The sequence below is a fragment of the Pseudomonas sp. FSL R10-1350 genome (genome assembly GCF_009600525.1).
GTDB lineage: Bacteria > Pseudomonadota > Gammaproteobacteria > Pseudomonadales > Pseudomonadaceae > Aquipseudomonas > Aquipseudomonas helleri.
On sequence record NZ_WIVR01000015.1, the window covers coordinates 13,639 to 38,358 of the forward strand.

Annotated in this window: 25 protein-coding genes and 1 pseudogene; 14 read left to right on the plus strand and 12 right to left on the minus strand. The window is 59.1% G+C overall.

All coding sequences use genetic code 11. The features are described 5' to 3' along the window. Nucleotides 1–98 precede the first annotated feature (98 nt). From GHO25_RS09560 to GHO25_RS09570, 3 genes are all read left to right on the plus strand, one after another. The gene (locus GHO25_RS09560; protein ID WP_123749634.1) at nt 99–485 is read left to right on the plus strand and encodes a CidA/LrgA family protein; all 387 of its coding nucleotides are present in this window, start codon (nt 99–101) and stop codon (nt 483–485) included. Further along, nucleotides 475–1,161, plus strand: coding sequence for an LrgB family protein (locus GHO25_RS09565; RefSeq protein WP_153390671.1), 687 nt, complete (start codon nt 475–477; stop codon nt 1,159–1,161). Before GHO25_RS09560 ends, GHO25_RS09565 begins: the two co-directional genes overlap by 11 nt. 388 nt (nt 1,162–1,549) lie before the next feature. Continuing rightward, a complete protein-coding gene (locus tag GHO25_RS09570; protein ID WP_153390672.1) occupies nt 1,550–2,374 on the plus strand; it encodes an SDR family oxidoreductase in 825 nt (274 codons plus the stop codon). An 86-nt stretch (nt 2,375–2,460) separates the two neighbouring features. On the opposite strand, the gene GHO25_RS09575 is transcribed toward GHO25_RS09570, so the two are convergent. After that, complete coding sequence (locus tag GHO25_RS09575) at nt 2,461–3,372, minus strand: LysR family transcriptional regulator (protein ID WP_153330457.1); 912 nt, start codon at nt 3,370–3,372, stop codon at nt 2,461–2,463. Nucleotides 3,373–3,409: 37 nt separating this feature from the next. Beyond that, nucleotides 3,410–4,204 (minus strand): IclR family transcriptional regulator, encoded by a 795-nt coding sequence (locus tag GHO25_RS09580; protein WP_153330458.1) that lies wholly within the window; start codon nt 4,202–4,204, stop codon nt 3,410–3,412. A gap of 160 nt (nt 4,205–4,364) precedes the next feature. On the opposite strand from GHO25_RS09580, the gene hmgA reads away from it, so the two are divergent. The 4 genes from hmgA (at nt 4,365) to GHO25_RS09600 (ending at nt 8,844) form a co-directional block, all read left to right on the plus strand. Then, entirely contained in the window at nt 4,365–5,669 is a 1,305-nt protein-coding gene (gene hmgA, locus GHO25_RS09585; RefSeq protein ID WP_153390673.1) for a homogentisate 1,2-dioxygenase, read from the plus strand. Nucleotides 5,670–5,671: 2 nt separating this feature from the next. Continuing rightward, nucleotides 5,672–6,976 carry a fumarylacetoacetase gene (fahA, locus tag GHO25_RS09590; RefSeq protein WP_153390674.1) on the plus strand — a complete coding sequence of 435 codons (1,305 nt, stop codon included), beginning with the start codon at nt 5,672–5,674 and terminating at the stop codon, nt 6,974–6,976. Nucleotides 6,977–6,986: 10 nt separating this feature from the next. Beyond that, nucleotides 6,987–7,616: a maleylacetoacetate isomerase gene (gene maiA, locus GHO25_RS09595; RefSeq protein WP_153330461.1), complete on the plus strand. Its 630-nt coding sequence runs from the start codon at nt 6,987–6,989 to the stop codon at nt 7,614–7,616. Nucleotides 7,617–7,818: 202 nt separating this feature from the next. Further along, the gene (locus GHO25_RS09600; protein ID WP_048368288.1) at nt 7,819–8,844 is read left to right on the plus strand and encodes a Glu/Leu/Phe/Val dehydrogenase dimerization domain-containing protein; all 1,026 of its coding nucleotides are present in this window, start codon (nt 7,819–7,821) and stop codon (nt 8,842–8,844) included. A 22-nt stretch (nt 8,845–8,866) separates the two neighbouring features. Here the strand turns inward: GHO25_RS09600 and GHO25_RS09605 are convergent, their stop codons facing one another. The 3 genes from GHO25_RS09605 to GHO25_RS09615 form a co-directional block, all read right to left on the minus strand. Then, nucleotides 8,867–9,241, minus strand: a complete 375-nt coding sequence (locus tag GHO25_RS09605) for a MerR family transcriptional regulator (RefSeq protein ID WP_048368286.1) — start codon at nt 9,239–9,241, stop codon at nt 8,867–8,869. A gap of 36 nt (nt 9,242–9,277) precedes the next feature. Continuing rightward, on the minus strand, nt 9,278–9,853 hold the full coding sequence (locus GHO25_RS09610) for an NAD(P)H-dependent oxidoreductase (RefSeq protein ID WP_153390675.1): 576 nt from the start codon (nt 9,851–9,853) through the stop codon (nt 9,278–9,280). A 77-nt stretch (nt 9,854–9,930) separates the two neighbouring features. Then, the gene (locus tag GHO25_RS09615; protein ID WP_048368282.1) at nt 9,931–10,188 is read right to left on the minus strand and encodes a YebG family protein; all 258 of its coding nucleotides are present in this window, start codon (nt 10,186–10,188) and stop codon (nt 9,931–9,933) included. A 244-nt stretch (nt 10,189–10,432) separates the two neighbouring features. Here GHO25_RS09615 and GHO25_RS09620 point away from each other — a divergent pair, with 244 nt between their 5' ends. Then, a complete protein-coding gene (locus tag GHO25_RS09620; RefSeq protein WP_019410844.1) occupies nt 10,433–10,933 on the plus strand; it encodes a phosphate-starvation-inducible protein PsiE in 501 nt (166 codons plus the stop codon). 77 nt (nt 10,934–11,010) lie between these two features. Here GHO25_RS09620 and GHO25_RS09625 read toward each other — a convergent pair whose 3' ends face one another. From GHO25_RS09625 to GHO25_RS09640, 4 genes are all read right to left on the minus strand, one after another. Beyond that, complete coding sequence (locus GHO25_RS09625; protein WP_048391044.1) at nt 11,011–11,436, minus strand: HPF/RaiA family ribosome-associated protein; 426 nt, start codon at nt 11,434–11,436, stop codon at nt 11,011–11,013. A gap of 200 nt (nt 11,437–11,636) precedes the next feature. Then, nucleotides 11,637–13,967: a TonB-dependent Fe(3+) dicitrate receptor FecA gene (gene fecA / locus GHO25_RS09630; protein WP_153390676.1), complete on the minus strand. Its 2,331-nt coding sequence runs from the start codon at nt 13,965–13,967 to the stop codon at nt 11,637–11,639. Nucleotides 13,968–14,139: 172 nt separating this feature from the next. Next, on the minus strand, nt 14,140–15,105 hold the full coding sequence (locus GHO25_RS09635; protein WP_178110042.1) for a FecR family protein: 966 nt from the start codon (nt 15,103–15,105) through the stop codon (nt 14,140–14,142). Next, entirely contained in the window at nt 15,102–15,590 is a 489-nt protein-coding gene (locus tag GHO25_RS09640) for a sigma-70 family RNA polymerase sigma factor (protein WP_048368275.1), read from the minus strand. Before GHO25_RS09640 ends, GHO25_RS09635 begins: the two co-directional genes overlap by 4 nt. A gap of 184 nt (nt 15,591–15,774) precedes the next feature. Here GHO25_RS09640 and GHO25_RS09645 point away from each other — a divergent pair, with 184 nt between their 5' ends. The 5 genes and pseudogenes from GHO25_RS09645 to GHO25_RS09665 all read left to right on the plus strand — a co-directional run bounded on the left by GHO25_RS09645 (nt 15,775) and on the right by GHO25_RS09665 (nt 20,499). After that, nucleotides 15,775–16,326 (plus strand): RNA polymerase sigma factor, encoded by a 552-nt coding sequence (locus tag GHO25_RS09645; RefSeq protein ID WP_048368273.1) that lies wholly within the window; start codon nt 15,775–15,777, stop codon nt 16,324–16,326. After that, on the plus strand, nt 16,323–17,312 hold the full coding sequence (locus tag GHO25_RS09650) for a FecR family protein (RefSeq protein ID WP_178110043.1): 990 nt from the start codon (nt 16,323–16,325) through the stop codon (nt 17,310–17,312). Before GHO25_RS09645 ends, GHO25_RS09650 begins: the two co-directional genes overlap by 4 nt. Nucleotides 17,313–17,474: 162 nt before the next feature. Continuing rightward, the gene (locus tag GHO25_RS09655; RefSeq protein WP_048391037.1) at nt 17,475–17,681 is read left to right on the plus strand and encodes a hypothetical protein; all 207 of its coding nucleotides are present in this window, start codon (nt 17,475–17,477) and stop codon (nt 17,679–17,681) included. A 4-nt stretch (nt 17,682–17,685) separates the two neighbouring features. Beyond that, nucleotides 17,686–17,961 (plus strand): annotated as a pseudogene (locus GHO25_RS09660) (type II toxin-antitoxin system RelE/ParE family toxin); the annotation flags it as partial. 105 nt (nt 17,962–18,066) lie between these two features. Further along, a complete protein-coding gene (locus GHO25_RS09665; protein WP_153390679.1) occupies nt 18,067–20,499 on the plus strand; it encodes a TonB-dependent receptor in 2,433 nt (810 codons plus the stop codon). A 102-nt stretch (nt 20,500–20,601) separates the two neighbouring features. Here GHO25_RS09665 and GHO25_RS09670 read toward each other — a convergent pair whose 3' ends face one another. Next, nucleotides 20,602–21,477, minus strand: a complete 876-nt coding sequence (locus GHO25_RS09670; protein ID WP_048368473.1) for a helix-turn-helix domain-containing protein — start codon at nt 21,475–21,477, stop codon at nt 20,602–20,604. A 134-nt stretch (nt 21,478–21,611) separates the two neighbouring features. On the opposite strand from GHO25_RS09670, the gene GHO25_RS09675 reads away from it, so the two are divergent. Continuing rightward, on the plus strand, nt 21,612–22,508 hold the full coding sequence (locus tag GHO25_RS09675) for a DMT family transporter (protein ID WP_153390680.1): 897 nt from the start codon (nt 21,612–21,614) through the stop codon (nt 22,506–22,508). 113 nt (nt 22,509–22,621) lie between these two features. On the opposite strand, the gene GHO25_RS09680 is transcribed toward GHO25_RS09675, so the two are convergent. Further along, entirely contained in the window at nt 22,622–23,611 is a 990-nt protein-coding gene (locus tag GHO25_RS09680) for a D-glycerate dehydrogenase (RefSeq protein WP_153390681.1), read from the minus strand. Nucleotides 23,612–23,783: 172 nt separating this feature from the next. Beyond that, nucleotides 23,784–24,716, minus strand: a complete 933-nt coding sequence (locus tag GHO25_RS09685; protein ID WP_048368263.1) for a LysR family transcriptional regulator — start codon at nt 24,714–24,716, stop codon at nt 23,784–23,786. Nucleotides 24,717–24,720 lie beyond the last annotated feature (4 nt).

Here is a 24,720-nt window from a genome sequence, read left to right on the forward strand (position 1 = left end):
GATGTGATTCCAGACTGGAATGCAGGCCAGTCTAACAATTCGTTTTAGGTATGGAAGGTGCATCTTTAAACTGAAGGCCTGTCTGCACTGGAACCACTATGAAACGCTTCGATGTAAAACGTATGGGTCGGCTGATCAGTGAAATCGCCGTATTGCTGGCCATCTATTTTGTCGGCTGTCAGATCGCCGTGTGGTTGCAGGTGCCGATCCCCGGCGGGGTGATGGGCATGATCCTGTTACTGCTGGCCTTCGCCCTGGGCTGGGTCAAGCCTGCCACCTTACAACTGGGCGCCGGTGTATTGATGGCCGAAATGCTGTTGTTCTTTATTCCCGCCTTGATGAGCCTGCTCGATCACGGCGCTTTGGTGCGTGACGAGGGCTGGCGCATTTTGTTGGTGATTGGCGTGAGCACCCTGCTGGTGATGATCGTCACGGCCTTTACCGTAGAAGCCGTGTGCCGCTGGAAGCTGCGCCATGAGGGCTGAACTGATGCCGATGTTCTGGCTGGTGCTCACGCTGGGGACCTATGGCTTGAGCCGCTGGTTGTACCGGCGCACCGGGCGCTACCTGTTGTCGCCGCTGATACTGGTGCCTGCCTTGTTGCTGGCAGTGGCCGCGCCGCTACACACCGCCTACGCCGAATATTCCCGTGATACCCATTGGCTGATGCTGGTGCTCGGTCCGGTGACCGTCGCGTTCGCCGTACCCATTTGGCAGCAACGCAAGCTGCTGGCGCGGCATTGGCTGGCGTTGTTGCTCGGCATGTTGGCGGGCAGTATCGCCTCGATTGGCAGCTCGTACTGGCTGGCCAAAGTGCTGGCACTCGACACATCACTGACCTTGTCGCTGGTGCCGCGCTCCATTACCACGCCGTTCGCCATGCCCGTTGCGCAAAGCCTGGGCGGCGTGCCGGAACTCACCGCCGTGTTCGTGATGTTCACGGGCGTGTTTGGCGCCATGATGGGCGGCATCCTGCTCAAATGGTTGCCGTTGCGCAGCAGCCTGGCGCGCGGTGCACTGTTTGCGGTCGGTGCTCACGGTGCGGGCGTTAGCCGTGCCCGTGAAGTGGGCAGCGAAGAAGGCTCGGTGGCCGGTTTGGTCATGGTCCTCACCGGGATCCTCAACCTGCTGGCCGCGCCCTTGTTGATGCTGATGATTTAAATCCCGCATCAGGGCTTAAATCTCGGGCATAAAAAAGGCCGCTGTAAAACAGCGGCCAAAGAAGACGTTCATCAAGGAGCAGCAAATCAACGTCAGGGTAAACAGTGAGAGCAGAATCACTGTGACTCAATGCTCTGGCGGGCGGGTGTGCCCGGTAAGTGCGACAAGAATAAGGGCTCGCCGGCCTGGGAGTAAGGCCGGTTTACGACAAGCTCTGTTACAAATTAGGCAACAGTCAGCCAGGCCTGCAGTGCTCTGCGTCGCGGCTTGCCACGGCACGCGCAATGTTGCGATTGATGCAAGTGGCTCACTAAGGCATCCCTGATTTCGGTCTTAAACCGACGCCATTTCCCGCTCAGACTGGTTGCACTTCTGAAAGGGGAACCCCATGAAAAAAACCATGCTGATCACCGGAAGCTCCAGCGGCGTCGGGGCTGCGACGGCCCGGTACTTTGCCGAACACGGTTTCAATGTAGTCGCCACCGTGCGTAATCCCGATGCCGCCCATGGGCTGGACGGTATTGCGAACCTGATGGTTGTACGGCTGGATGTCGAAGACACCGCCAGCATCGATAGCGCGCTGACCGTGGCACTGGAACGATTTGGCCGAATTGACGTGGTCATCAACAACGCAGGTTACGGCCAGTACGGTGTGATTGAGGGGATGCCCATCGAAAAGATTCGCAAAAATTATGATGTGAATGTTTTCGGCGTTATCAATGTGATCCAGCGCGTCATTCCGATACTCCGCCAGCAGGGCGGCGGGATGATTTTGAACGTCGGTTCCTGTGGCGGTATTTTCGGCCTGCCCAACAGCGCGGTGTACATCTCGACCAAGTTCGCCCTTGAAGGCTTTACCGAGTCGATTGCCTATGAACTGGCCTCGCAGCATATCGTCGTCAAACTGTTCGAGCCGGGCGGCATTATGACGCCGTTCCATGAGCGCTCCGCGCGTGAAAGCAACGGCAGTGGCAACGTACCCGCTTACGACGCATTTCTGGCCAGCACCCAAGAGGCGATGACCAAGCTGGCCGAAGGCGTGGCCACACCCGAGCAGGTAGCCAAAGACATTTATGCCGCCGTCACCGACGGCACAGACCGGCTGCGTTATTGCGCGCCGTATGGCGTCGAACATTTGGTTAAAGCGCGCCGGGAACTGGATGATCAAGCCTACGAACGCTTTATGCGGGCGCAGTTTCCGGGGGCCAACTGATGCAGTTCAAGCCGTCACGCTGATAAACCCTGTAGGAGCGAGCTTGCCTCGCGATCTTTTGATCGTTTAAAGGTTCGCGAGCAAGCTCAGTTTTTAAGTGGGCGATCACTGCGCAAACTGTCTATCAGCGCCCGCAGCCCGGACGGCACAAGCCGGTGCCCCGGGTAGTAAAGCGCCAGACCGGGGAAGGGCTCGCACCAGTCGAGCAGCAAGGGGACCAATTCACCCCGAGCGATATCAGCCCGGATACTGGAGTCGTCGACGTAGGCGATGCCCGCACCCTGTTTCGCGGCTTCGACGATCAGCGTCTGGGCATTAACGATGAAATTGCCTTGTGGCTTGACCACGCTGCGTACGTCACCGCGCACAAATTCCCAGTGGTAGATCTGCCCGTTGGAAAAGCGATAGGCCAGGCAGTTGTGCTGGCTCAATTGCTCGGGGGATTCGGGCGTGCCGTGACGCGCCAGATAGTCAGGGGAGGCGACCACCAGCGGGCGAAACACTTCCGGGCCCAAGGCCACGGCGATCATGTCTTTTGGCACCTGATCGCGCAGGCGGATGCCTGCGTCCAGGTTGTCCGCAACAATATCAACCAAGCCTTCTTGCACGACAATTTCGACCTGCATGTCTGGAAAACGCTGCAAAAACGCGGTAAACGCCGGGTACATCACAATCCGCGCCGCCGTCTCTGAAGCGCTGATGCGCAGCGTTCCCTGAGGCGATTGCCGAAAGGCGTTCAGTCCTTCTTCCGCGAGCTGGATTTCTTCAATCGCCGGGCTGATGCGCTCAACAAACAACCTGCCAGCCTCCGACAGCGACACAGAGCGAGTGGTGCGGTTAAACAGCCGTGTGCCCATCCGCGCTTCCAGGTTGGTAATCGCGTGGCTTAACGCAGACGCAGAAATCTCAAGCTCATCGGCCGCTTTGCGAAAGCTTCTGTGGGTGCTGATGGCCAACACAGCATAAAGGTCGAACAAGGTTGTTTTACTGGGCTTCATTGTGCGACGCCTTTTGTGTGTGCAACACGCAACGTGATCAATCGGGCTGGTAGCCCATGCGCCAACTGACGGCGTGGGCCGCTGCCAGTAAACGCTGCGCCGCTGGGCCATGTTCATCGGCATGGAACAGAGAGGTAGGGCCGACCACGGTCAGCACGCCCGCCACTTTGCCGGTCGCTTCAAACACCGGCGCCGACAGCGCATCGACGCCAGGCATCAACAGGCCGTGCACAAAATGCAGACCACGGGTGCGGATCTGCTCGCTGATCGCGGTATAGGCCTGGGCAGGTTGCAGCGGGTGCACATGGTCGGTGGCAAGTTCCAGCCCGCGCAATTCGGCGGTTTCGCGGTCAGGCAAAAAGGCGTTGAACACCAGCCCTGTGGATGAACTGAGCAGCGGCAGCACCGAACCCAGCTTGGTCACCACCGTGACCGCACGAACGGCGGCTTCGATGTGCACCACGGTCGCGCCCTGATTGCCCCACACGGCCAGAAAGCAGGTTTCGTTCAAGTCATCACGCAGCTCAGCCATCGGCAGGGCGGCAACTTTGAGCACGTCCATGCTGTTGAGCGCGGCCAACCCCACGCGCAATGCTTCGCGGCCCAGGGCGTAATGGTTGGTGGCGGTATTTTGCTCGGCAAACCCGCTGGCAATCAGCGCCTGCAAGTAGCGATGGACCTTGCTCGCCGGCATCTGCACGTGCTCGGCCAGACGCGATAACGAGGTCGATGGCGACAGCTCGGCCAAGGCCTTGAGAATGTCGGTGCCGACTTCAGCAGAGCGCACTTTCTGTTTGCCGGTGCTGTCAGCGGTGCTTGGAGGCTTTTGCATGGGGGCGCGGGTCTCGGGATGAATGGGCGTCTTTATAGCTTGACGCTTACTGCCAATCAAATTACGTTATGCGTAATTCGATTACGATAAAAATAACGCAGTGACACACACGCGGTTCAGCGTTGAGTGAGTCCACTGTTTTCTCCACTCTGGAGGCTCCATGAACCTCGACTCGTCTTTGTCTGACCTCGCGTATCAATCCGGGTTTGGCAACGAATTCAGCAGTGAAGCATTGCCGGGCGCGTTGCCCGTCGGGCAGAACTCTCCGCAAAAAGTCCCCTATGGTCTGTACGCCGAATTGCTCTCTGGCACAGCATTCACCATGGCTCGTAGCGAGTCGCGGCGCACCTGGATGTACCGGATCAAGCCGTCCGCCAATCACCCGGCCTTTACCAAGCTTGAGCGCCAATTGGCCGGTGGTCCGTTGGGGCCGGTGACGCCTAACCGCCTGCGCTGGAACCCGCTGCCGATTCCTGCCGAGCCCACCGATTTTATCGACGGTCTGGTCGGCATGGTCGCCAACGCCGGCCCGGACAAACCTGCCGGGATCAGCATCTACAGCTACCGCGCCAACACCTCGATGCAGCGTGTGTTTTTCAATGCTGATGGCGAGTTGCTGCTGGTGCCGGAGCAGGGCCGTTTGCGCATTGTCACTGAGTTGGGGCGTCTGGACCTGGAGCCGCTGGAAATTGCCGTGATCCCGCGAGGGCTCAAGTTCCGCGTTGAACTGCTCGACGCACAAGCCCGCGGCTACATCGCAGAAAACCACGGCGCGCCGCTGCGCCTGCCCGATCTGGGGCCGATTGGCAGCAATGGCCTGGCCAACCCGCGTGACTTCCTGAGCCCGATCGCGCACTACGAAGACTCGCAGCAACCGGTCACCCTGGTGCAAAAGTTTCTCGGCGAACTGTGGGGTTGCGAGCTGGATCACTCACCGCTAAACGTGGTCGCGTGGCACGGCAACAATGTGCCGTACAAATATGACCTGCGCCGTTTCAACACCATCGGCACGGTCAGTTTCGATCACCCCGATCCGTCGATCTTCTCCGTGCTGACCTCGCCGACCAGCGTGCCGGGTCTGGCCAACCTCGACTTTGTGATCTTCCCGCCGCGCTGGATGGTGGCAGAGAACACCTTCCGGCCGCCGTGGTTCCACCGCAACTTGATGAACGAGTTCATGGGCCTGATCCAGGGCAGCTATGACGCCAAGGCCGAAGGCTTCTTGCCCGGCGGTGCTTCGCTGCACAGTTGCATGAGCGCCCACGGCCCGGATGCCGAAACCTGCAGCAAAGCCATTGCGGCCGATCTGCAACCGAGCAAAATCGACAACACCATGGCCTTTATGTTTGAGACCAGCCAGGTGCTGCGTCCGAGCCAATTCGCCCTCGAGTGCCCGCAACTGCAACCCCATTACGACGCTTGCTGGGCTTCGTTGCCCTCGACCTTTACCCCGAACCGGAGATAACCATGACCCAGTCCACCTTAACCCGTAGCTGGATCGCCTCCGCCAATGGTCACAGCGATTTCCCGTTACAAAACCTGCCGCTGGGCGTGTTTAGCGTTCAAGGTTCAGCTCCGCGCAGTGGCGTTGCGATCGGCGAGCACATCTTCGACCTGGAAGCCGCACTGGCTGCCGGTTTGTTCGAAGGGCCTGCCAAAGTCGCCGTAGAAGCCTCGTTGGGCGGCGCCTTGAACGCCTACTTTGCCTTGGGCAAAAGCGCTCGCGTGGCTTTGCGTGAACGCTTGCTGGAACTGCTGGGCGAAGGCAGCACCCTGCGCGGCAAGATCGAAGCCCAGGGCGCCAAACTGCTACCGCTGGCGGCTGATTGCGAACTGCACCTGCCCGCCAAAATCGGTGATTACACCGACTTCTACGTGGGCATTGAACACGCGAAAAACGTCGGCAAACTGTTCCGTCCCGACAATCCGCTGCTGCCCAACTACAAGTACGTACCAATCGGCTACCACGGCCGTGCCTCGACCATTCGCCCGTCGGGCGTCGACGTGCGCCGTCCTAAAGGCCAAACCTTGCCCGCCGGGCAGACCGAACCGGTGTTTGGCCCCTGCGCCCGTCTGGACTATGAACTGGAGTTGGGCATCTGGATCGGCCAGGGCAACGACATGGGCGATGCCATCGCGATCGGCGAGGCGAGCGAACACATTGCCGGTTTCTGCCTGCTCAACGACTGGTCGGCACGTGACATTCAGGCGTGGGAATATCAGCCGCTGGGGCCGTTCCTGTCCAAAAGCTTTATCACCAGTATCTCGCCATGGGTGGTGACCGCCGAAGCCCTGGAACCGTTCCGCCGTGCGCAACCTGCGCGCCCGCAAGGTGATCCGCAGCCGCTGCCGTATCTGCTGGATGCCCACGATCAGGCCCACGGTGCATTGGACATCGAACTGGAAGTGCTGCTGTTGACCACATCAATGCGCGAACAAAACCTGCCTGCGCAGCGTTTGGGTTTGAGCAACAGTCTGAACATGTACTGGACCGCCGCGCAGTTGGTGGCTCACCACAGCGTCAACGGTTGCCAGTTGCAGCCGGGTGACTTGTTCGGTTCGGGCACCTTGTCAGGCCCTGACCAATCGCAACTGGGCAGCCTGCTGGAAATCACCGAAGGCGGTAAACATCCGGTGGAATTGTCGTCGGGTGAAGTGCGCAAATTCCTTGAAGATGGCGACGAAATCATCTTCCGCGCCCGTTGCAAGCGTGAAGGTTTTGCCTCAATCGGTTTTGGCGAATGCCGTGGCAAGGTTGTCGCTGCACGCTGAGGAGCGAGCCATGGAACTCTTTGCTTACTACCGTTCGACCTCGTCGTACCGGGTGCGCATCGCTTTGGCACTTAAAGGCCTGGATTACCAGGCCGTGCCGATCAACCTGCTCAAGGGCGAGCAGCGCCAGCCCATCTACCAGGCGATCAACCCGCAGGGCCGTGTACCGGCCTTGCGCACCGATGACGGCAGCGTATTGATCCAGTCACCGGCGATCATCGAATACCTCGAAGAACGCTACCCGGTGCGGCCATTACTGTCCGAAGACCTGATCACCCGCACTCACGAACGTGCCGTTGCGGCCTTGGTGGCCTGTGATATCCACCCGTTGCACAACGTCAGCGTGCTCAACCAACTGCGCCAACAGGGGCAGAACGAAGAGCAGGTGAGCCAGTGGATCGAGCAGTGGATCAGCCAGGGTTTGGCGGCCATCGAACACATGATCGGTGACAGCGGCTATTGCTTTCGCCCGGAGCCGGGCCTGGCAGACGTGTACCTGATCCCGCAGGTGTACGCGGCACAACGGTTCAACGTGTCGCTGGAGGCTTATCCGCGTATTGCGAGGGTGGCGACATTGGCCGAACAGCACCCGGCCTTTATCCAGGCGCACCCGGCACGGCAACCGGATACGCCGATCTAACGGACGCTAAACCTTATAGGAGCCGCCGAAGGCTGGGATCTTTTGATCTTGAAAATCAAACCATCGCAGCCGTCGGCAGATCTGGCGTTCTCCATATACCTGCAACCACCGCAAATCCTCGAACCTTATTCCTGCTCACTTCAACGCCTTTTTTGCGACGGCCTATACTGGCGTTTACCTGTCACCGATCGAGGGCTGGTTAATGTTTGCTCTCATGCAAAGCGCTCATGTGGAGTCGCTGCACCTCAGTATTGATCCCGTTACAGGGCTTAAAGCCGTGATTGCCATTCACAGCAGTCGCTTGGGGCCAGCGTTGGGTGGGTGCCGTTATCTGGCGTACCCCAACGACGAAAGTGCCGTCAGCGATGCGGTCCGTCTGGCCCAGGACATGAGCTATAAAGCAGCGCTGGCCGGGCTGGCAGTCGGTGGGGCAAAAGCGGTCATCATGCGCGCGCCTCATGTTGAAAGCCGTTCAGCGCTGTTTGAAGCATTTGGTCGCTGCGTGGAGCAACTCGACGGCCGCTACATCACCGCCATCGACAGCGGCACCTCCACTGCCGATATGGACTGCATCGCCCAATACACCCGCCACGTCACCAGTACCACCGCCGCCGGTGATCCTTCGGCGCACACGGCCATGGGCGTGTTTGCCGGCATCCGCAGCACCGCCTCATCGCGGCTGGGCAGTGACAATCTCGAAGGCTTGCGCGTTGCCATTCAAGGCTTGGGCAAAGTCGGCTATGCCCTGGCCGAGCAACTGCACGCGGCTGGCGCCGAGCTGCTGGTGTGCGACACCGACCCCGGCAAAGTACGCTTGGCCATGGAGCAGTTGGGCGCTCATCCGGTGGCCTGCGAAGCCTTGCTCAGCACGCCGTGTGACATCCTGGCGCCGTGCGGGTTGGGTGGCGTGTTGAACTGGCACAGCGTCGCCCAATTGCGCTGCTCTGCTGTGGCCGGATGCGCCAACAATCAGCTGACCAACTTGCAAGTGGCCGACCAGTTGGAGCGTCGAGGCATTTTGTATGCGCCCGATTACGTCATCAATTCGGGCGGGCTGATCTACATGGCATTGACCCACCAAGGGGCGCAGCCAGAAACCATCAATCAGCATTTGCTGCAAATCAGCAAACGTCTGACCGGCATCTACGCCCACGCCCAGGCCGAAAAACGTTCACCGGCCCGGGTTTCGGACGAATTGGCGCAGAAGCTGCTGTATGGGCAGGACTAAAAGCGGGCCGGTTTTCTGCAGGTTAAGGATCGCAGCCAGGATTCACAGGTTGTGAGGCATCCTTGAAACGGGTTTCAAATTCAACCAACTGCGCCTGCACCTGTTGCAATGCTTCGATCTGCCTCGCCACAGCATTTTTCTTTACCTCGATGGCGTTGCTGACCACCTCCCACGGCAAGGGTTGCCCTGGGTGGTTCTCGACAATCGTGAGCATTTCCTTAAGTTTGAAACCCAACTGCTGTGCACACTTGATGAACTTCAGCCACTCAACACTGTGTTGGGAGTAGATGCGGTATTTGCCCTGACGTTGAGGGGAGGGCAACAAGCCGATGGCTTCGTAGTGACGAATGCTTTTTATGGTCGTGCCTGACAATTGGGCCGCTTTGCCGATGTACATGAAAGGTCCTTAAAAGAGGCGTCGGCCGACGGAGCATTAGCGACGGGCAAGCGTCATGGCCTGTTGCAGCCACCTTTGCCGTTGAGTTGTGGTCGAGGTTAACACTGGGCCGAACATCAAGGTGGTCAGCGGTTTTATGCCGCAAAACGCCAAAGTGTGCTTGCGCATTTGATGAAGCCCCGGCATCCAGTAAACCCATTTGTAATACCACGGTGCAGTGTCCATGGTGACCAGCAGGTGGGCGGTGCGGCCTTTGAGCAATTTGTCAGGGAAGACTTTGCCCTGGCGGTACTTGAAGGCAAAGCCTGGCAGGAAGGTGCGGTCGATAAAGCCTTTGAGCAAAGCCGGAACGCCGCCCCACCACAGTGGAAACACAAACACCAGATGCTCGGCCCACATGATGTCTGCCTGGGCATCGAGCAGGTCTTGTTCCAGTGTCTGGCTCTGGTTGTAACCTTCGTGCAGCACCGGGTCAAAGTTCAGAGCACCCAGTTGCACTATGCGCACCTCGCGACCAGCCTGCGCTGCTGCCTCGAAATAACAGGTTGCTATCGCGCCACAGAAACTGTCGGTCGAGGGATGCCCCAGAATGATCAGTACACGCTTGCTCATCGCTACACTCACCTGAAAGAAGGCCTTTCAAGGTAAACGTTGCCCCAAAGGGGAGAGTCAAGCGAGGGCGCGACTGATTACTCGCTCTCGACCAGCAGCTCGGACAGCGCGTCGGGCTGGCTCTTGAAGGCCTTGGCGAACACATCGCGGTTCTTCGCCATGTAGATGCCGGCTTCTTCAACTTGCTGCTCGTTCAGCGACGGCACAGCCTTTTGCAACACTTCAGCCAGCAGCTCGGCCAGCTCGAGCATTTTGTCATGACGGTCAGCTTCGGCTTTATCCATGAACAAACGCTCCAGATCTCGGCTGCTGCGGTATACCACTTCGACGGCCATTTACCACCTCATATGCCTTCACGATAAGTTGTCTTACGAATACTGTGTTTTTATACAGCAAAAAGCATAAGCCAATCACCGCCCTTTGACTAGCGACTTTTTGACTCTAGCTGCAAATGGCAGAGGACGTGTCTAATCGCGGCTGGCCATCATCTCACTGGCGGTGACTGGCCTTTTTTCTGCATGCAGAAAGCGTCACGTTCATCGCGGATGATCCGTTTTAATCGACTCAAGGAGCTGCATCGTGAGAGTAAACAAAGCTGAGAAGCTACGTCGCCGGGTCCATGAGCTGGCCGAATCGATGGGCAATTTGTTCGTTGAAACCTTCCACTACCTGGCCTTGTTCGCCATTGGTGCAGTCACTGCCTGGGCGGCGGTGATGGAATTTCTGCAGATGGTGGAGAAGGGCAACATCAGCATCGACGACATTCTGCTGCTGTTTATCTACCTGGAACTGGGGGCGATGGTCGGGATTTATTTCAAGACCAACCACATGCCCGTGCGCTTCCTGATTTACGTGGCGATCACGGCGCTGACCCGTTTGCTGATTTCCAACGTCTCGCACCACAACCCGCCAGACATGGGCGTGGTGTACCTGACCGGGGCGATTCTGCTGCTGGCGTTTGCGATTCTGGTGGTGCGCTATGCGTCCTCGCAGTTCCCGTCAGTGAAGATCGAAAACCCGCATCGCAAGACCGGCGCCGGTTCTGGCGAGCACCCGGAGGTGGAGAAGGGCGAATTGTAATCTGGCGTTTTTGCACCACAAAAAAGGGCGGACTTACCGAAGTAAGCCCGCCCTTTTTTAGTGCGCTTGGCGCTGAATCAGCTGTTGAGTGCAGCCTGTTCTTTTTCCAGGAATTCTTCTTCGAGCAAAACGTCAGCACTGGTTTTGTGCTCTTTCTCTCCGAACCCCTCAACGGGCAGTTTTGCGGTGTGTTTACCACGCAGCTTGCCGAACAAATGCTCCAGAGCGTGCTGCAGTTTGGTCGCAGCGCCTTCAACGGCGAGTGTCAGTTCATTAGCGTCGTGGGATACCAGAATCGGTTGGTGACCTTTTGGACGAGCCTCCATTTTGCAGCGTTTGTCTTTTGGACCGGACTTGCCGCCATTCTCATCGGTGACATGCACGATGACTCGAGTCAGGTCTAACAGGTAACGCTCGAGCGTAACTTCAACTGTAGCTGTCACCCAATTCTGGGTGCGTGCGTCAACAGCGATGTTTTTATCGGAAAAGACTTCAGTTTGCATAATGCTTCCCTTATCTAGCGTGCTCGTGTGAGTTGTGACGGCCTCGCGACTCAAAGGTTCATCGTCAGCGCTCACCTACAGTGTTTGAGCCGATGAGCAAATATTTCAAGCACTTTTTTCAGGAACAATCATTGGCCCTGATCCGCGTCAGTCTTTGACAGGGACAAAGGCCCGCGTGGGCGGGCCATGGCCGATTTATATCAAAATGCAACAGAGGTCTGGACGTACACGGTGCGAGGTTCGCCCACGTATTTGCCCTTGTTGTTGTCGTCAAACGAGCGTGTGTAGTACTCGTGGTTGAAAATATTTTTAACCCCGACAGCCACGTTCAAGTCAGATAATTGATGGCCGAAATCGTAGCCGACGCGGGTGTTGAACAGCATGTAGCCGGGGATCAGGCCGGTGCTGCCGTCAGCGCTTTCGGTGCGGGTGTTGGCGTTGTCAGCGAACTGGTTGCTCTGGAAGGTGCTGTCCAGATTGGCCTTCCACGGGCCTTGGGTGTAAGCAACGCCAACGCTGCCTTTGTTTTTCGAGGAGAACGGCACACGATTGCCTTTGTTTGGCCCATCTTCGCGGATGGTCGCGTCAACATAGGCATAGGTGGCATACACGTCGAAACCGGCCAGTTCCGGGCTCAAGCCTTCGAGCGCATAGTTGACGCTGGCTTCGATGCCTTGATGGCGGGTTTTCCCCCGAGCGATCACGGTGTCGGTGGTCTGGTTGCTGTCGTATTGATTGTTGAAGTTGATCAAAAATGCGCCGATCTCCGCGCGCAGGTTGCCATTGTCGTAGCGCGTGCCCAGTTCCCAAGTACGGGCTTTTTCAGGTTTTACTTCACCGCCGGTGACCCGGTTCGGCATCTGGCTGTACTGCACACTGCCGAACGAGCCTTCGGTGTTGGCGTAGATGTTCCAGCTGTCGGTGACGTGGTACATCACGTTGAGTGCTGGCAACGGCGTGTTGTAGTCGCCTTTATATTTCACGTGGGTCAGCAGGTTGGTTTGCTGCTGTTCGATCATTTCGTAGCGAATGCCGGGCGTGAATGTCCACTTGCCGATGTTGATTTTGTCGTCGATGAAAAAGGCGTGCGCTTCGGTGGCGCCGCGGGTGTCGCGGTCGTTGCGGCTGCTGGTGGTCGGTAGTTGGTTGTCAGCGATAGGCGTGCGGTAGCGCAACTCGTGCCCGGCTTCGTTGATGTAGCGATAGCCCACGCCCACTTCGTGCACGCTGCTGCCCAGGTCAAAGCCTTGGGCCAGGCGCGTTTCAACCCCGCGCACCCAGTACTCGCGGGGTGACAGCGAGAGGAAGGTGCCTTGATCCAGATACCCGCTGCGCAGGGTTTTGGTGAAGAAGCTGTTCACCGTGAACTCGCGGCGGTCTTCCTGGTAGCGATAACCAAAATTGACCAGCGTACGGCGGCCCCAGAACTTGTCGTTCGGGCGGGTCGATTGATACGGGTCAGCCTTGTAAGCCGCGGTGCTCAGGCCGCCCGGCATTTGGGCCTCGCCGTCGTAGTACTGGGCCATGGCGTTGAAACTGTTGGCTTCGTCGAGCTGGTAGTTGCCCTTGAGAATCAGGTCATCGATGCGCGTGTCGCTGTGTTCGCGCCAGTCGCTGCCACGGGTTCCGGAGTAAAGCACGGCGCCGCCCAGGCCATTGTCGGCCGTGCCGCCTGCCAGCAGGTTGGCGGTTTTCTTGAAGCCGTCCTGTGTGGACGACGGGCTGGTTTCGGTCTGAACGCCCACTTTGACCGTCGGCTCGACGGGAATCGCGCGGGTCACAAAGTTGACGATGCCGCCCACGTTTTGTGGGCCATAACGCACGGCACCGCCGCCGCGCACCACATCCACTGCATCCATGTTGCCCATGCTTACCGGGGCAAAAGACAACTGAGGCTGACCGTACGGCGCAAACGGCACCGGAATGCCGTCCATTAACACCGTCGAACGCGTAGCCAGACGCGGGTTGAGGCCGCGTATGCCGAAGTTGAGGGCCATGTCATGGCTGCCGGTGCCGTTGTTTTCCGGGGCGTTGACGCCGGGAATGCGGTTGAGCACCTCGCGGGCAGACGTGGCACCCTGGCGTTCGAACTCTTCGCGGCGGATCACGTCACGGGCGCCCGGATGCTCGAACACATTGATTTGCTCGGCATCGCCCAGCCAGTCACCGACCACGCTGGAGGCGCCCAGTTCGATACTCTGCGGGGCGTTAGCAGCGGGTGCCGGTTGCAGGCTAAAGGCCCCTTCGCCTTCAGAACGGGCTTGCAGGCCAGTGCCTTCGAGTAACGTTTGCAAGCCTTGCTCCGGGTTGAAGTTACCTTCAAGACCGTGGCTTTGCAGGCCACTGGCGGCGGCCGAACTGAACGAAATCAGCACCCCGGCTTCACGTCCAAACTGATTCAGCGCGTTTTCCAGGGAGGAGGGCGCGATGTGATAGTGCTTGGCGTCAGCCTCGGCAACGGCGTTGAAGCTGAGGCTGGCACCCAGTAACACACTGGCCAGGGACGTAAGACGGAACGGCTGAGCGGGCATGAAAAAGTCCTGAGAAGAAGGGATAAATCGAAGTGGCTTACCTTCTCTGTCACGCCAGATTTAAAAACAGCTCACGTTCTTTGAAATAAACACACATCGTGTAGGAGCGAGCTTGCCTCGCGATCTTTTGATCTTTAAAAAGATCGCGAGGCAAGCTCGCTCCTACAGGGGGCTACGCACGTGCCTCGACCGTCACCCAGTATCGGGTAAAGCGTCTGACCCGCACCGGCAGGCTGATTTCCAGCAGGCTTAGGATCCGCTCGCTCTCGTCTATCGGGTAAGTGCCGGAGATCAGCAGCTCAGCGACTTTAGGGTCGCAATTGAGTTGGCCGCGGCGGTAGCGGCCCAGTTCGGCCAGAAAGTCTTGCAGGCGCATATGTGCGGCCACCAACATGCCGTCAGTCCAGGCGCCGCTGCCAGCGTCCAGCGCCTGCGGAGTGCTCCAGGCCAAGCGGTTAAAGCTCACCTGCTGATGGGCGTTTACCCACAACGGGCTGCCGGTGTGATCGGCCGGTGACAGCGCGACCCGGCCATCAAACACGGCCAGTTCGGTGCGGTTATTGAATTGGCGCAGGTTCAGGCGCGCGGCCTGCGGCTGCAACAGGCCATCGGCGGTGAGCACCTGCAAAGGCCGGGGATCTTTAGCGGTAATCAGCTGCATCTCGCCCTCCAGCAGACGAATCACGCGCTGCTGGGCGTTGAGGTTCACATCCACCGAGCTGGCGGTGTTGAGCTGGATCAGGCTGCCGTCTTGTAACTGCACTTTGCGACGCTGGCCGACCGGGCTGCTGTAATCCGCCAGCAGCGGGGTGATCGGCAATTGGTCGCGCAGGCCGTAGGTCAGTGCCGAGCCCGTGCCCAACAACAGCAACAGCTTGAGGGCGTGGCGACGGCTGCTGCTTTTCGGCGCGTTCAACGCGGCGTGGGCTAGGGGCGAGGACAGCCCGCGCAAGCGTTGGTTGACCCGCTGAATATGCTCCCAGGCGCGTTGGTGTTCGCTGTGGGCCTGTAGCCAATGCTCCCAGGCTTGCTGGCGCCGGGGGCTAAGCGCGCCGCCCTGCATTTCCACCAGCCAGCTCACCGCTTGCTCGGCGACCCCCGGGGTGATGTCTGGCGGATGATTAAAGGCGCCGTTCACAGGGCGAAGTAGCAGCGCAGGGCGGCTTTGTTCAGGTGGCGTTTAACCGTGGCAATCGAAATGCCCAGTTGCGCGCCGATCTCGGCATAGCTCAGGCCATCGACCTGTGCCAGCAAAAAGGCACGCTTGACCGGCGAGGGCAGGCCGTCGAGCAATTGATCCAGCTCGGCGAGGGTTTGCAGGATGATGGCTTTGTCTTCTTCAGACGGCACCAGCGTCTCGGGCAGCTCTGCCAGCGCCTGCAAATAGGCGCGCTCCAGCTCCTGGCGACGATAGTGGTTAAACAGCACGCGCTTGGCAACCACGGTCAAAAAAGCCCGGGGTTCGGCAATGGTCGGTGTTTCGCGGGCGGTCAGCAGCCGCATAAAGGTGTCTTGCGCCAGATCGGCAGCGCCTTGCGGGCAACCCAGCTTGCGCCGCAGCCAGGCGGTGAGCCAGCTGTGGTGGTCCTGATAGAGAACCTCGACGGTGTTTGACGGGGGCAACGACCACTCCAGCTGCGCAGAAGACGCTTTAGAGAACAAGAATTGTTCGCATTGTAGTAGCGAGGGATTGGATTGAGCAATCACCCTTGATCAAAGGATTCAGCACAGCCCGTCATCTGCTTTTGCATATGAGAATATTTATCATTAATATCCGCCTTCTTTTTGACTTCCCGCCTCGACGCCCATGAACCCTCCCGAACTCAAGGATGGACCTGGCAGTGAATCGCGCCATGGACGTGCGCATTTTCTGCAGGTGTTTTTATCCCAGCGCCCACAAATGGAAGCGCTGGTCAGCCGCCGCGTGGGCTGCCGGGCCACGGCCGCCGATCTGGTTCAGGATTTGTTTTTGCGGTTCTGGCGTCGGCCCTTGGTTCAGGTTGAGGAACTGGGCACTTATTTGCTGCGTTGCGCGGGCAACATCGCTATCGACCATCTGCGCAGCGAAGGCAGCCGCGACCGGCTCAACCAGCATTGGCAGACCGAGCCTGACGCCCAAGGCTGTGAGCCGCAGGCGGCGCTGGAGGCGGGCAATGATTTGCGCCAGGTCGAGGCGGCCTTGCGCAGCCTGCCGGAGCGCACCCGGCACATCTTTTTGCTCAATCGCATCCATGGCCGCACCTATGCCGAGATCGCCAAGGTCACAGGCGTGTCCCAAAGTGCCGTCGAAAAACATATGATGCGCGCCCTAGAGGCCTGCAAGGCCAGCTTGCGAGAGCCGCCAGGGACAGCATCGTGACTCAACATTCGAAGATCCAGGTGACACCCGAGCAGGAGCGCACCGCGCTGCAATGGCTGAGCGTGCTGCATGACCAGCCCGACAGCGGCGACCAGGCCACCTTCAGCCGCTGGCTGCAAGCAGACCCGGCCCATGCCGAGGCCTACGCGCAGGCGCAAGTGGTGTGGGAACTGAGCGAAGTGGCGGGCAGCACCTTGGCCAATGAAGAAGCGCTGGTGATGCAGCGCTACCTGTCGCAGATGAACGTCAGCCGCCGTCATCGCCTGGCACGCTGGTCCAGCGGCCTCGCCGTAGCAGCCTGCCTGTTGCTGATGGTCGGGGTGTTCGCCGGTTGGCAACCCATGCGCTGGCTAAATGATCTGGGCGCCGATTACGTCAGTGCGCCGGGGCAAGTGCGAACCTTGACCCTGGCCGATCAATCCGAAGTGACGCTGGGCGCCGACAGCGCCATTGCTGTGAACTTCAGTGGCAACGAGCGACATGTCGAATTGCGCCGGGGCGTGGCGTTTTTTCACGTCACCCACACCGGCCAGCCATTTGTGGTGGATGCCGACGGCGGCGAAGCGCGGGTGTTGGGCACCGAGTTTGAGGTTCGTTTACAGCCTGGCGGCGCGCAGGTCACGGTGTTGTCCGGGCGGGTCGGGGTCAAGGCTGACAAACAGGCGCCGCAGCAGATTCTTACCGCTGATCAACAAGTGGCCTACGCCGCAGGCACGGCAGACACCGTGCACCGCGTCGACAGCCTTGCACAACTGGGCTGGCGCACGGGCTGGCTGACGTACTACAAAACCCCGCTGGCCGATGTCGTGGCCGACCTCAAGCGTTATTACCCCGGGCAGATTGTGCTGCTGAATGCGCAGTTGGGTGAACGGCGTATCAGCGGCAGCTTCCCCAGCCAGGACCCGCAAACAGTGATTAATTCCCTGCAAGGCGTGCTCGGGTTTGAACAGCACAACCTGTTTGGGAAGGTGATTGTTCTGCGCTGATTACCGGACTTTTCTCTCAAGCCAAAGCGGCGTGCCTTGCTTGTGAAAGCCGATTCTCAAGCCTAGCCTGAGTACATCTGGTTCACCCCCTTCATCGGCCCGGCAACGACAGTGAATCAGGTACGGATTAGACTCACGAACATTCACCCGGAGGGCTCCCCCATGAGCGCCAAACATACGCACTGTGTTGCAGAGTCCGCTGCTAAAACGTTCGAAACCCAAGAGCAGGCTGCCAGTTATGACCGTTGGTTTCACGCCAAGGTACAAGCCGCGCTGGATGATCCAGGCCCCGGAGTCCCGCACGATCAAGTAATGGCCGATATGCGGGCGCTTATTGAATTGAAGCGCAACACGCACAGTGCGGATTGAATGACGGCCCGAGGCTCGGGCTGACCTCATGAAAATTATTGACTACATCGCCGACCATAACCTTGCTGCAGCGGTTGAACTGACCCTGGCCATTGAAGCTGCGACTTCTGCTCTGCCAGCAAACCCTCACCTGTATCGGTTTGGCCGGATGCCCGGCACTCGTGAAATCGTCGTGCGGCCTAATTATCTGGTGATCTACCGAGTGACGGACCAGATCGATATTTTGGCTGTGCTACATGCCCGTCAGAAATTCCCTGAGGGTATTCAGGGGGAGATTTAAAATTATTTTTCAATAACAGGTGAGGTAAACCCTGAGCCCATCCGTGTAGTGCTTGAAAATGCGAAAAATTCGTATTCCGTAACAAGTCATACACAGGTCATGAGCATGAAGTCCAGGGCAAGGTCGGCGGCAGGCGGTTCGGTAAAGCAGTGGATGGGCGCGTCTGCGTTGGTGATGGCAGGTCTGGCACTCAGCCCGTTGAGCGTGGCGTTGGCGCAAGACGTTGCGCAGCAGCAACCCGTGGCGCTGTTTGATTTCAATCTGCCGGCTAAGGCGTTGCCCCAGGCATTAAACGATTTCAGCCGCTTGACCGGCCTCAGTGTGGTTTACACCGATGAGGCGCCATTCGGCCTGCAAGCACCGGCCATTAAAGGTCGCCTGAGTGCAGATCAGGCTTTGCAGCAATTGCTGGCGCATTCGGGCTTCAACGTCCGCCGTATTGACGCCACCACCTACGCCCTTGAGCCGCAGCCGACCGGGGATGCGCTGAATCTGGGGGCGACCAGCATTACCTCGCAGATGCAAAACGACACCACCTATCAGCCTCCCGCCACGTCATCGGTGATGCGCGGCACGGGTTCGTCCATGGAAACCCCGCAAACCATCAACGTGGTGCCCGCGCAGGTGATTCGCGATCAGGCGCCGCGCAACCTCGATGACGCGCTGAACAATATCAGCGGCATCACCCAGGGCAATACGCTGGGTAGCACCCAGGACTCGGTGATGAAGCGCGGTTTTGGTGACAACCGCGACGGCTCGATCATGCGCGACGGCATGCCCATCGTGCAGGGGCGGGCGCTGAATGCCACCGCTGAGCGGGTCGAGGTGCTCAAAGGCCCGGCTTCGTTGCTCTACGGCATTCAAGACCCGGGCGGAGTGGTCAACGTGGTCAGCAAAAAACCGTTGCTGGAGCAGTACAACGCCGTGACCGTGCGCGGTTCGAGCTATGGCTCGGGTAAAAACGGCAGCGGTGGCAGCCTGGACAGTACTGGCCCTTTGGGTGATTCGGGGCTGGCTTACCGGATGATCGTCGACCACGAAGACGAAGATTACTGGCGCAACTTTGGCGTGCACCGCGAAACCCTCGTGGCGCCGTCGCTGGCTTGGTACGGCGACAACACTCAAGTGTTAATGGCCTACGAACACCGCGAATTCCTCTCGCCATTTGACCGTGGCACGGCGATCAACCCAAAGACCAACCATCCGCTGGACATCCCGGCCACGCGCCGTCTGGATGAGCCTTTCAACAACATGGAAGGACGTTCGGACCTGTACCGCTTTGAAGTCGATCATGACCTCAACGACGACTGGAAAGCCCACTTCGGCTACAGCTGGAACCGCGAAACCTACGACGCTAGCCAAGTGCGTGTGACCAAGGTCAACTCGGACGGTACCCTGACCCGCAGCATGGACGGTACCAAAGGCGCCCTCACCACCGACCGCTTTTCTACAGTCAGCCTGCAAGGCAAGGTTCAGGCGGCGGGTATGCAGCATGACCTGGTATTTGGCCTGGATGACGAATACCGCAAAATCTACCGTGCTGAATTGATCCGCCAAAACAGCAAGTCCACCTTCAGCTACCTCAATCCGGTGTACGGCAATGAAGTGGCGGGCACCACGGTCAGCGCCAAGGACAGCAATCAGACCGACCTGTTGCGCAGCGATTCGTTATTTGCCCAAGACTCCATTCACCTCACCGATCAATGGATTCTGGTGGCGGGTGCGCGTTTCCAGAAGTACGACCAATTGGCGGGTAAAGCCATCCCGTTCAAAGCCAGTACGGATACTAACGGGGTTAAATGGATTCCGCGTGCAGGGCTGGTGTACCGCTACACCGATGAGTTGTCGTTCTACGGCAGCTACACCGAATCGTTCAAGCCCAACTCCAGCATCGCCCCGCTGGATGGCGGCGTGGTACTCGACTCGGCCATTGCCCCTGAGCAGTCAAAATCGTGGGAACTGGGCGCCAAGCTGGACATTCCGGGACGCATTACCGGCACGGTGGCGCTGTACGACATAAAAAAACGCAACGTACTGGTGTCGACAACCGTGGGCGCAGACACCGTTTACTCGACGGCGGGCCAGGTTCGCTCACGTGGCCTGGAACTGGACGTCAGCGGTCAGTTGAGTGACAACTGGAGCCTGATCGGCAGCTACGCCTACACCGATGCTGAAGTGACCAAAGACAACACCTACCAAGGCATGCGCTTGCAGAACGTGGCCAAAAACAGCGGCTCGGTGTCGGCAGTGTATGACTTCGGCAACATCATTGGGGGTGACAAGTTGCGGGTCGGCGCGGGTGCACGCTATGTGGGCGAACGGGCGGGCGATGCCCTGAACGACTTCGACCTGCCGTCGTACACCGTGGCCGATGCCTTTGCCACCTACGACACCCGCATTGAAGGGCAAAAGGTCAAATTCCAGTTCAACGTCAAAAACCTGTTTGACCGCACCTACTACACCTCGGCGGCCAGCCGTACCTTCGTCTCGATCGGAGATTCGCGCCAGTTCACCCTGTCCAGCACCCTGGAGTTTTAAGCCCGCAGGCTATGGCCTTGGGTGGGAGCGGGCTTGCTCGCGATGCAGACGACGCGGATATCCGGGCAGAGACCCAATCGCGAGCAAGCCCGCTCCCACAGGTTATGGGATGAAAGCCGCCCGGTACTCCCCCGGCGTGGCGCCCATGCTTTGCTTGAACCGATTGGTGAAATGGCTGGCGCTGGCAAAGCCGCAGGCCAGGGCGATATCGCCCAGCGCCAGCGAGCTGTTGCGCAGTAACTCACGCGCTCGGGCCATGCGTCGGGCCAGCACGTATTGATGCGGCGGCACACCGAAGCTTTCGCGGAACATGCGTGCAAAGTGGTAGGGCGACAGCGCGCATTGCGCCGCCAGTTGCCCGATGCTGAGCGGCTCGGCCAATGAATGCTCAATGCTCTCAACCAAGTGGCGACGCTGATGGGCGGCCAGCCCGCCTTTGAGTTGCAGCCCGTCGCGCATCCCCACCTGATTGAGCAACGCATGGTCGAGCAGGGTGCTGGCCAGGCTGCTGGTCAGCAGGCGTTCGCCCGGCTCGCTCCAGTTCAGGTTGATCAACTGATGAAAGCGCAGGCTTTGCTGCTCGTCTTCTTGAAAGGTGATTTCGCGCAGTTGCAGGCTGCGCGGTTCGCGGTCGAGCAGGGTGATGCAACCCAGGGCGAATTGCTCCTGGCTGACATACACGTGCGCCAGGCGAATTTCGCCATTGATGATCCACGACGATTGATGTTCGGCGGGCAGCACACAGAGCTTGCCCGGCGAGCCTTTGCTGCCCGGTTTTTCCCGACGAAAGGTGCCCGTGCCGCCCGAGATATAGCACGACAAGGTGTGATGCGTCGGCGCCTCGTAGCTGCGCGCGTCGTGATGGTTGCTCCACAACGCCGCAGCCATGCCGTCACCCAGTTCGGCGCTGTGCTCCAGCCGGGCATTGGGCGAGCTGCCCATGGCTTGAAAAACGTGCAGGGTGTGCAGTGTGTGCATGGTCAATTCTCCAACGCCTTGCATCCTACTCCGTCACAGGCCGCCTGCCAGCCCCGGGTAAATAAAAGCGCAAGAATCTGCAAGTGCCGCACAACGCAGGGCCACACACTGCAAGCCATTGACGGGAGTGCGCCATGAATCTGTTTTTGTATGTGTTAACGGTTTTGATCTGGGGCACCACATGGATCGCCCTCAAACTGCAATTGGGCGTTGTCGCCATTCCGGTGTCGATCGTTTATCGCTTTGGGCTGGCGGCGCTGGTGTTGTTTGCCGTGTTGTTGCTCAGTCGCAAGCTGCAAATGATGAACAAGCGCGGGCACTTGATCTGCCTGGCTCAGGGCTTGTGCCTGTTTTGCGTGAACTTCATGTGCTTTTTGACCGCCAGCCAGTGGGTGCCGACGGGGTTGATTGCGGTGGTGTTCTCCACGGCTACCCTGTGGAACGCCTTGAATGCGCGGGTCTTCTTCAAACAGAAAATCGCCCGTAACGTCATTGCCGGCGGAACAATGGGTTTGCTCGGTCTGGCGCTGCTGTTCTGGCCTGAATTAAGCGGGCACACCGCGACACCACAAACCTTGCTGGGGTTGGGCCTGGCCCTGATCGGCACGATGTGTTTTTCGGCGGGCAACATGCTCTCCAGCCTGCAACAAAAAGCCGGGCTCAAACCGCTGACCACCAATGCGTGGGGCATGTTGTATGGCGCGAGCATGCTGGCGGTGTACTGCGCGTTTAACGGCATCCCGTTCGACATGGAATGGAACACGCGCTACATCGGCTCGCTGTTGTACCTGGTGATTCCGGGCTCGGTGATTGGCTTTACTGCGTACCTGACCCTGGTCGGGCGCATGGGCCCGGAGCGCGCGGCGTATTGCACGGTGCTGTTCCCGCTGGTGGCGCTGAACGTGTCTGCGTTTGTCGAAGGCTACCAGTGGACAGCCCCCGCGCTGGCCGGGCTGGTTCTGGTGATGCTGGGCAATGTGCTGGTGTTTCGCAAACCCAAGCCCGTGCCGATGACAGCCAAACTGGCCTGAAAAAACACTGTAGCCGCTGCCGAAGGCTGCGATGGGTTGCGTAGCGACCCTGCTGTTGAAGGTCCTTCGCCCTTATCGCAGCCTGCGGCAGCGGCTACCGATTTTGGTTGTGTTTAGCCTTTGAATACCTGCGGGTTGACCAGATCCTGCGGGCGTTCGCCGAGCAAGGCGCTGCGCAGGTTGGCCAGTGCACGGTTGGCCATGGCTTCGCGGGTTTCTTCAGTGGCCGAGCCGATGTGCGGCAAGGTCACGGCGTTTTTCAGGGCAAACAACGGTGATTCGGCCAGCGGCTCTTTCTCGTACACGTCCAACCCTGCACCGCGGATGGTGTTGTTTTGCAGTGCGTGAACCAGCGCCGCTTCGTCCACCACCGGGCCACGCGAGATGTTCACCAGAATCGCGCTTTTCTTCATCAGGTTCAGTTCACGCTCGCTGATCAAGTGCTTGGTTTTTTCGCTCAGTGGCACCACCAGGCAGACGAAGTCAGCCTCGGCCAGCAACTGATCCAGCGTGCGGAATTGTGCGCCCAATTCTTGTTCAAGTTCAGTCTTGCGGCTGTTGCCGCTGTACAGAATCGGCATGCCGAAACCCAGGCGGCCACGACGGGCAACGGCAGCACCGATATTGCCCATGCCGACGATGCCCAAGGTTTTGCCGTGCACATCGGTGCCGAACAAGGCTGGCCCTACGCTGGCTTTCCATTCACCGGCCTTGGTCCAGGCGTCCAGCTCTGCCACGCGGCGCGCGGCGCTCATGATCAAGGCAAAACCCAGGTCGGCGGTGCTTTCGGTCAGCACGTCCGGGGTGTTGGTGAGCATCAGCCCGCGCTCGTTGAAGTAATCGACGTCGTAATTGTCGTAACCCACCGATACGCTGGACACCACTTCGAGGTTTTTGGCGTTTTCCAACTGCTTGCGACCCAACTTGCGGCCAACGCCGATCAAGCCATGGGCGTGGGGCAGGGCTTCTTCAAACTGAGCATTGATATCACCCAGCTTGGGGTCAGGCACGATGACGTTGAAGTCCTCTCGCAGGCGCTCGACCATTGCTGGCGTGACGCGGCTGAAGGCAAGTACGGTTTTCTTGGTATTAGAAAGACTCATCGGTACAAGGCTCGTCGGCTGTCGGGAATGTAAGCACGCTAACATTCCCGCTGAAATTGTGCAGCCCTGATTAGCTTTTGTGGGAGCGGGCTTGCTCGCGATAGGGGCGCTGAGCGTATCCAGAAAGACCGCATTGCTTGCATCGCGAGCAAGCCCGCTCCCACCGTTCGCCTTAGCTGTACGTAGCCAGCTCTACCTGATGCGCGGTAAGTATTTCGGGCAGCGTGCCGCGCAGAAACTCGACCCAGGTTTTGATCTTCGCATCCAGGTATTGGCGCGACGGGTAGATGGCGTACAGGTTGAGCTCTTGCGAACGGTACTGCGGCAATATCCTCACCAGTGTGCCGTTGCGCAGGCCTTCGATGGCGGAGTACAGCGGCAATACGCCCACGCCCATGCCGCTGATGATCGCGTTGCGCATGGCATCGGCCGAGTTGACCAAAAACGGAGACGAATTGATCAACACCATTTCCTGGCCTTCGGGGCCTTCGAACACCCACTTGTCCAGGGCAATCACCGGGCTGACCAGGCGCAGGCAGGCGTGGTTGAGCAAGTCGCTGGGTTTGAGCGCTTTGCCGTTGGCCTTCACGTAGTCGGGAGAGGCGCAGACGATGCTGTAGGTGATGCCCAAACGCTGGGACACAAACCCCGAGTCCGGCAGTTCGGTGGCCAGCACGATCGAAATGTCGTAGCCCTCGTTGAGCAAATCCGGCACACGGTTGGCCAAGGTCAGGTCGAAGGTGACGTCCGGGTGAGTCTTGCGATAGCGGGCAATGGCGTCGATCACGAAGTGATGGCCAATGCCGGTCATGGTGTGCACCTTCAGTTGCCCGGCCGGGCGCGAGTGCGCATCGCTGGCCTCGGCTTCAGCTTCTTCAACATACGCCAGGATTTGCTCGCAACGCAGCAAATAGCGCTTGCCGGCTTCGGTCAGGGCAATGCGCCGGGTGGTGCGGTTGAGCAAGCGGGTTTGCAGGTGAGCCTCAAGGTTGGAGACCGCGCGCGAGACGTTAGCGGTGGTGGTGTCCAGCATGGCGGCCGCGGCGGTAAAGCTACCGGCTTCGGCCACACAACTGAAGGCGCGCATGTTTTGCAAAGTGTCCATGAAG

Bases quoted from the DNA above. Each gene is read 5' to 3' on its own strand.
- GHO25_RS09560 (WP_123749634.1), top strand. From the start codon at position 99: ATGAAACGCTTCGATGTAAAACGTATGGGTCGGCTGATCAGTGAAATC.
- GHO25_RS09565 (WP_153390671.1), top strand. From the start codon at position 475: ATGAGGGCTGAACTGATGCCGATGTTCTGGCTGGTGCTCACGCTGGGG.
- GHO25_RS09570 (WP_153390672.1), top strand. From the start codon at position 1,550: ATGAAAAAAACCATGCTGATCACCGGAAGCTCCAGCGGCGTCGGGGCT.
- GHO25_RS09575 (WP_153330457.1), bottom strand. From the start codon at position 3,372: ATGAAGCCCAGTAAAACAACCTTGTTCGACCTTTATGCTGTGTTGGCC.
- GHO25_RS09580 (WP_153330458.1), bottom strand. From the start codon at position 4,204: ATGCAAAAGCCTCCAAGCACCGCTGACAGCACCGGCAAACAGAAAGTG.
- hmgA (WP_153390673.1), top strand. From the start codon at position 4,365: ATGAACCTCGACTCGTCTTTGTCTGACCTCGCGTATCAATCCGGGTTT.
- fahA (WP_153390674.1), top strand. From the start codon at position 5,672: ATGACCCAGTCCACCTTAACCCGTAGCTGGATCGCCTCCGCCAATGGT.
- maiA (WP_153330461.1), top strand. From the start codon at position 6,987: ATGGAACTCTTTGCTTACTACCGTTCGACCTCGTCGTACCGGGTGCGC.
- GHO25_RS09600 (WP_048368288.1), top strand. From the start codon at position 7,819: ATGTTTGCTCTCATGCAAAGCGCTCATGTGGAGTCGCTGCACCTCAGT.
- GHO25_RS09605 (WP_048368286.1), bottom strand. From the start codon at position 9,241: ATGTACATCGGCAAAGCGGCCCAATTGTCAGGCACGACCATAAAAAGC.
- GHO25_RS09610 (WP_153390675.1), bottom strand. From the start codon at position 9,853: ATGAGCAAGCGTGTACTGATCATTCTGGGGCATCCCTCGACCGACAGT.
- GHO25_RS09615 (WP_048368282.1), bottom strand. From the start codon at position 10,188: ATGGCCGTCGAAGTGGTATACCGCAGCAGCCGAGATCTGGAGCGTTTG.
- GHO25_RS09625 (WP_048391044.1), bottom strand. From the start codon at position 11,436: ATGCAAACTGAAGTCTTTTCCGATAAAAACATCGCTGTTGACGCACGC.
- fecA (WP_153390676.1), bottom strand. From the start codon at position 13,967: ATGCCCGCTCAGCCGTTCCGTCTTACGTCCCTGGCCAGTGTGTTACTG.
- GHO25_RS09645 (WP_048368273.1), top strand. From the start codon at position 15,775: ATGAACCCTCCCGAACTCAAGGATGGACCTGGCAGTGAATCGCGCCAT.
- GHO25_RS09655 (WP_048391037.1), top strand. From the start codon at position 17,475: ATGAGCGCCAAACATACGCACTGTGTTGCAGAGTCCGCTGCTAAAACG.
- GHO25_RS09665 (WP_153390679.1), top strand. From the start codon at position 18,067: ATGAAGTCCAGGGCAAGGTCGGCGGCAGGCGGTTCGGTAAAGCAGTGG.
- GHO25_RS09670 (WP_048368473.1), bottom strand. From the start codon at position 21,477: ATGCACACACTGCACACCCTGCACGTTTTTCAAGCCATGGGCAGCTCG.
- GHO25_RS09675 (WP_153390680.1), top strand. From the start codon at position 21,612: ATGAATCTGTTTTTGTATGTGTTAACGGTTTTGATCTGGGGCACCACA.
- GHO25_RS09680 (WP_153390681.1), bottom strand. From the start codon at position 23,611: ATGAGTCTTTCTAATACCAAGAAAACCGTACTTGCCTTCAGCCGCGTC.
- GHO25_RS09685 (WP_048368263.1), bottom strand. From the start codon at position 24,716: ATGGACACTTTGCAAAACATGCGCGCCTTCAGTTGTGTGGCCGAAGCC.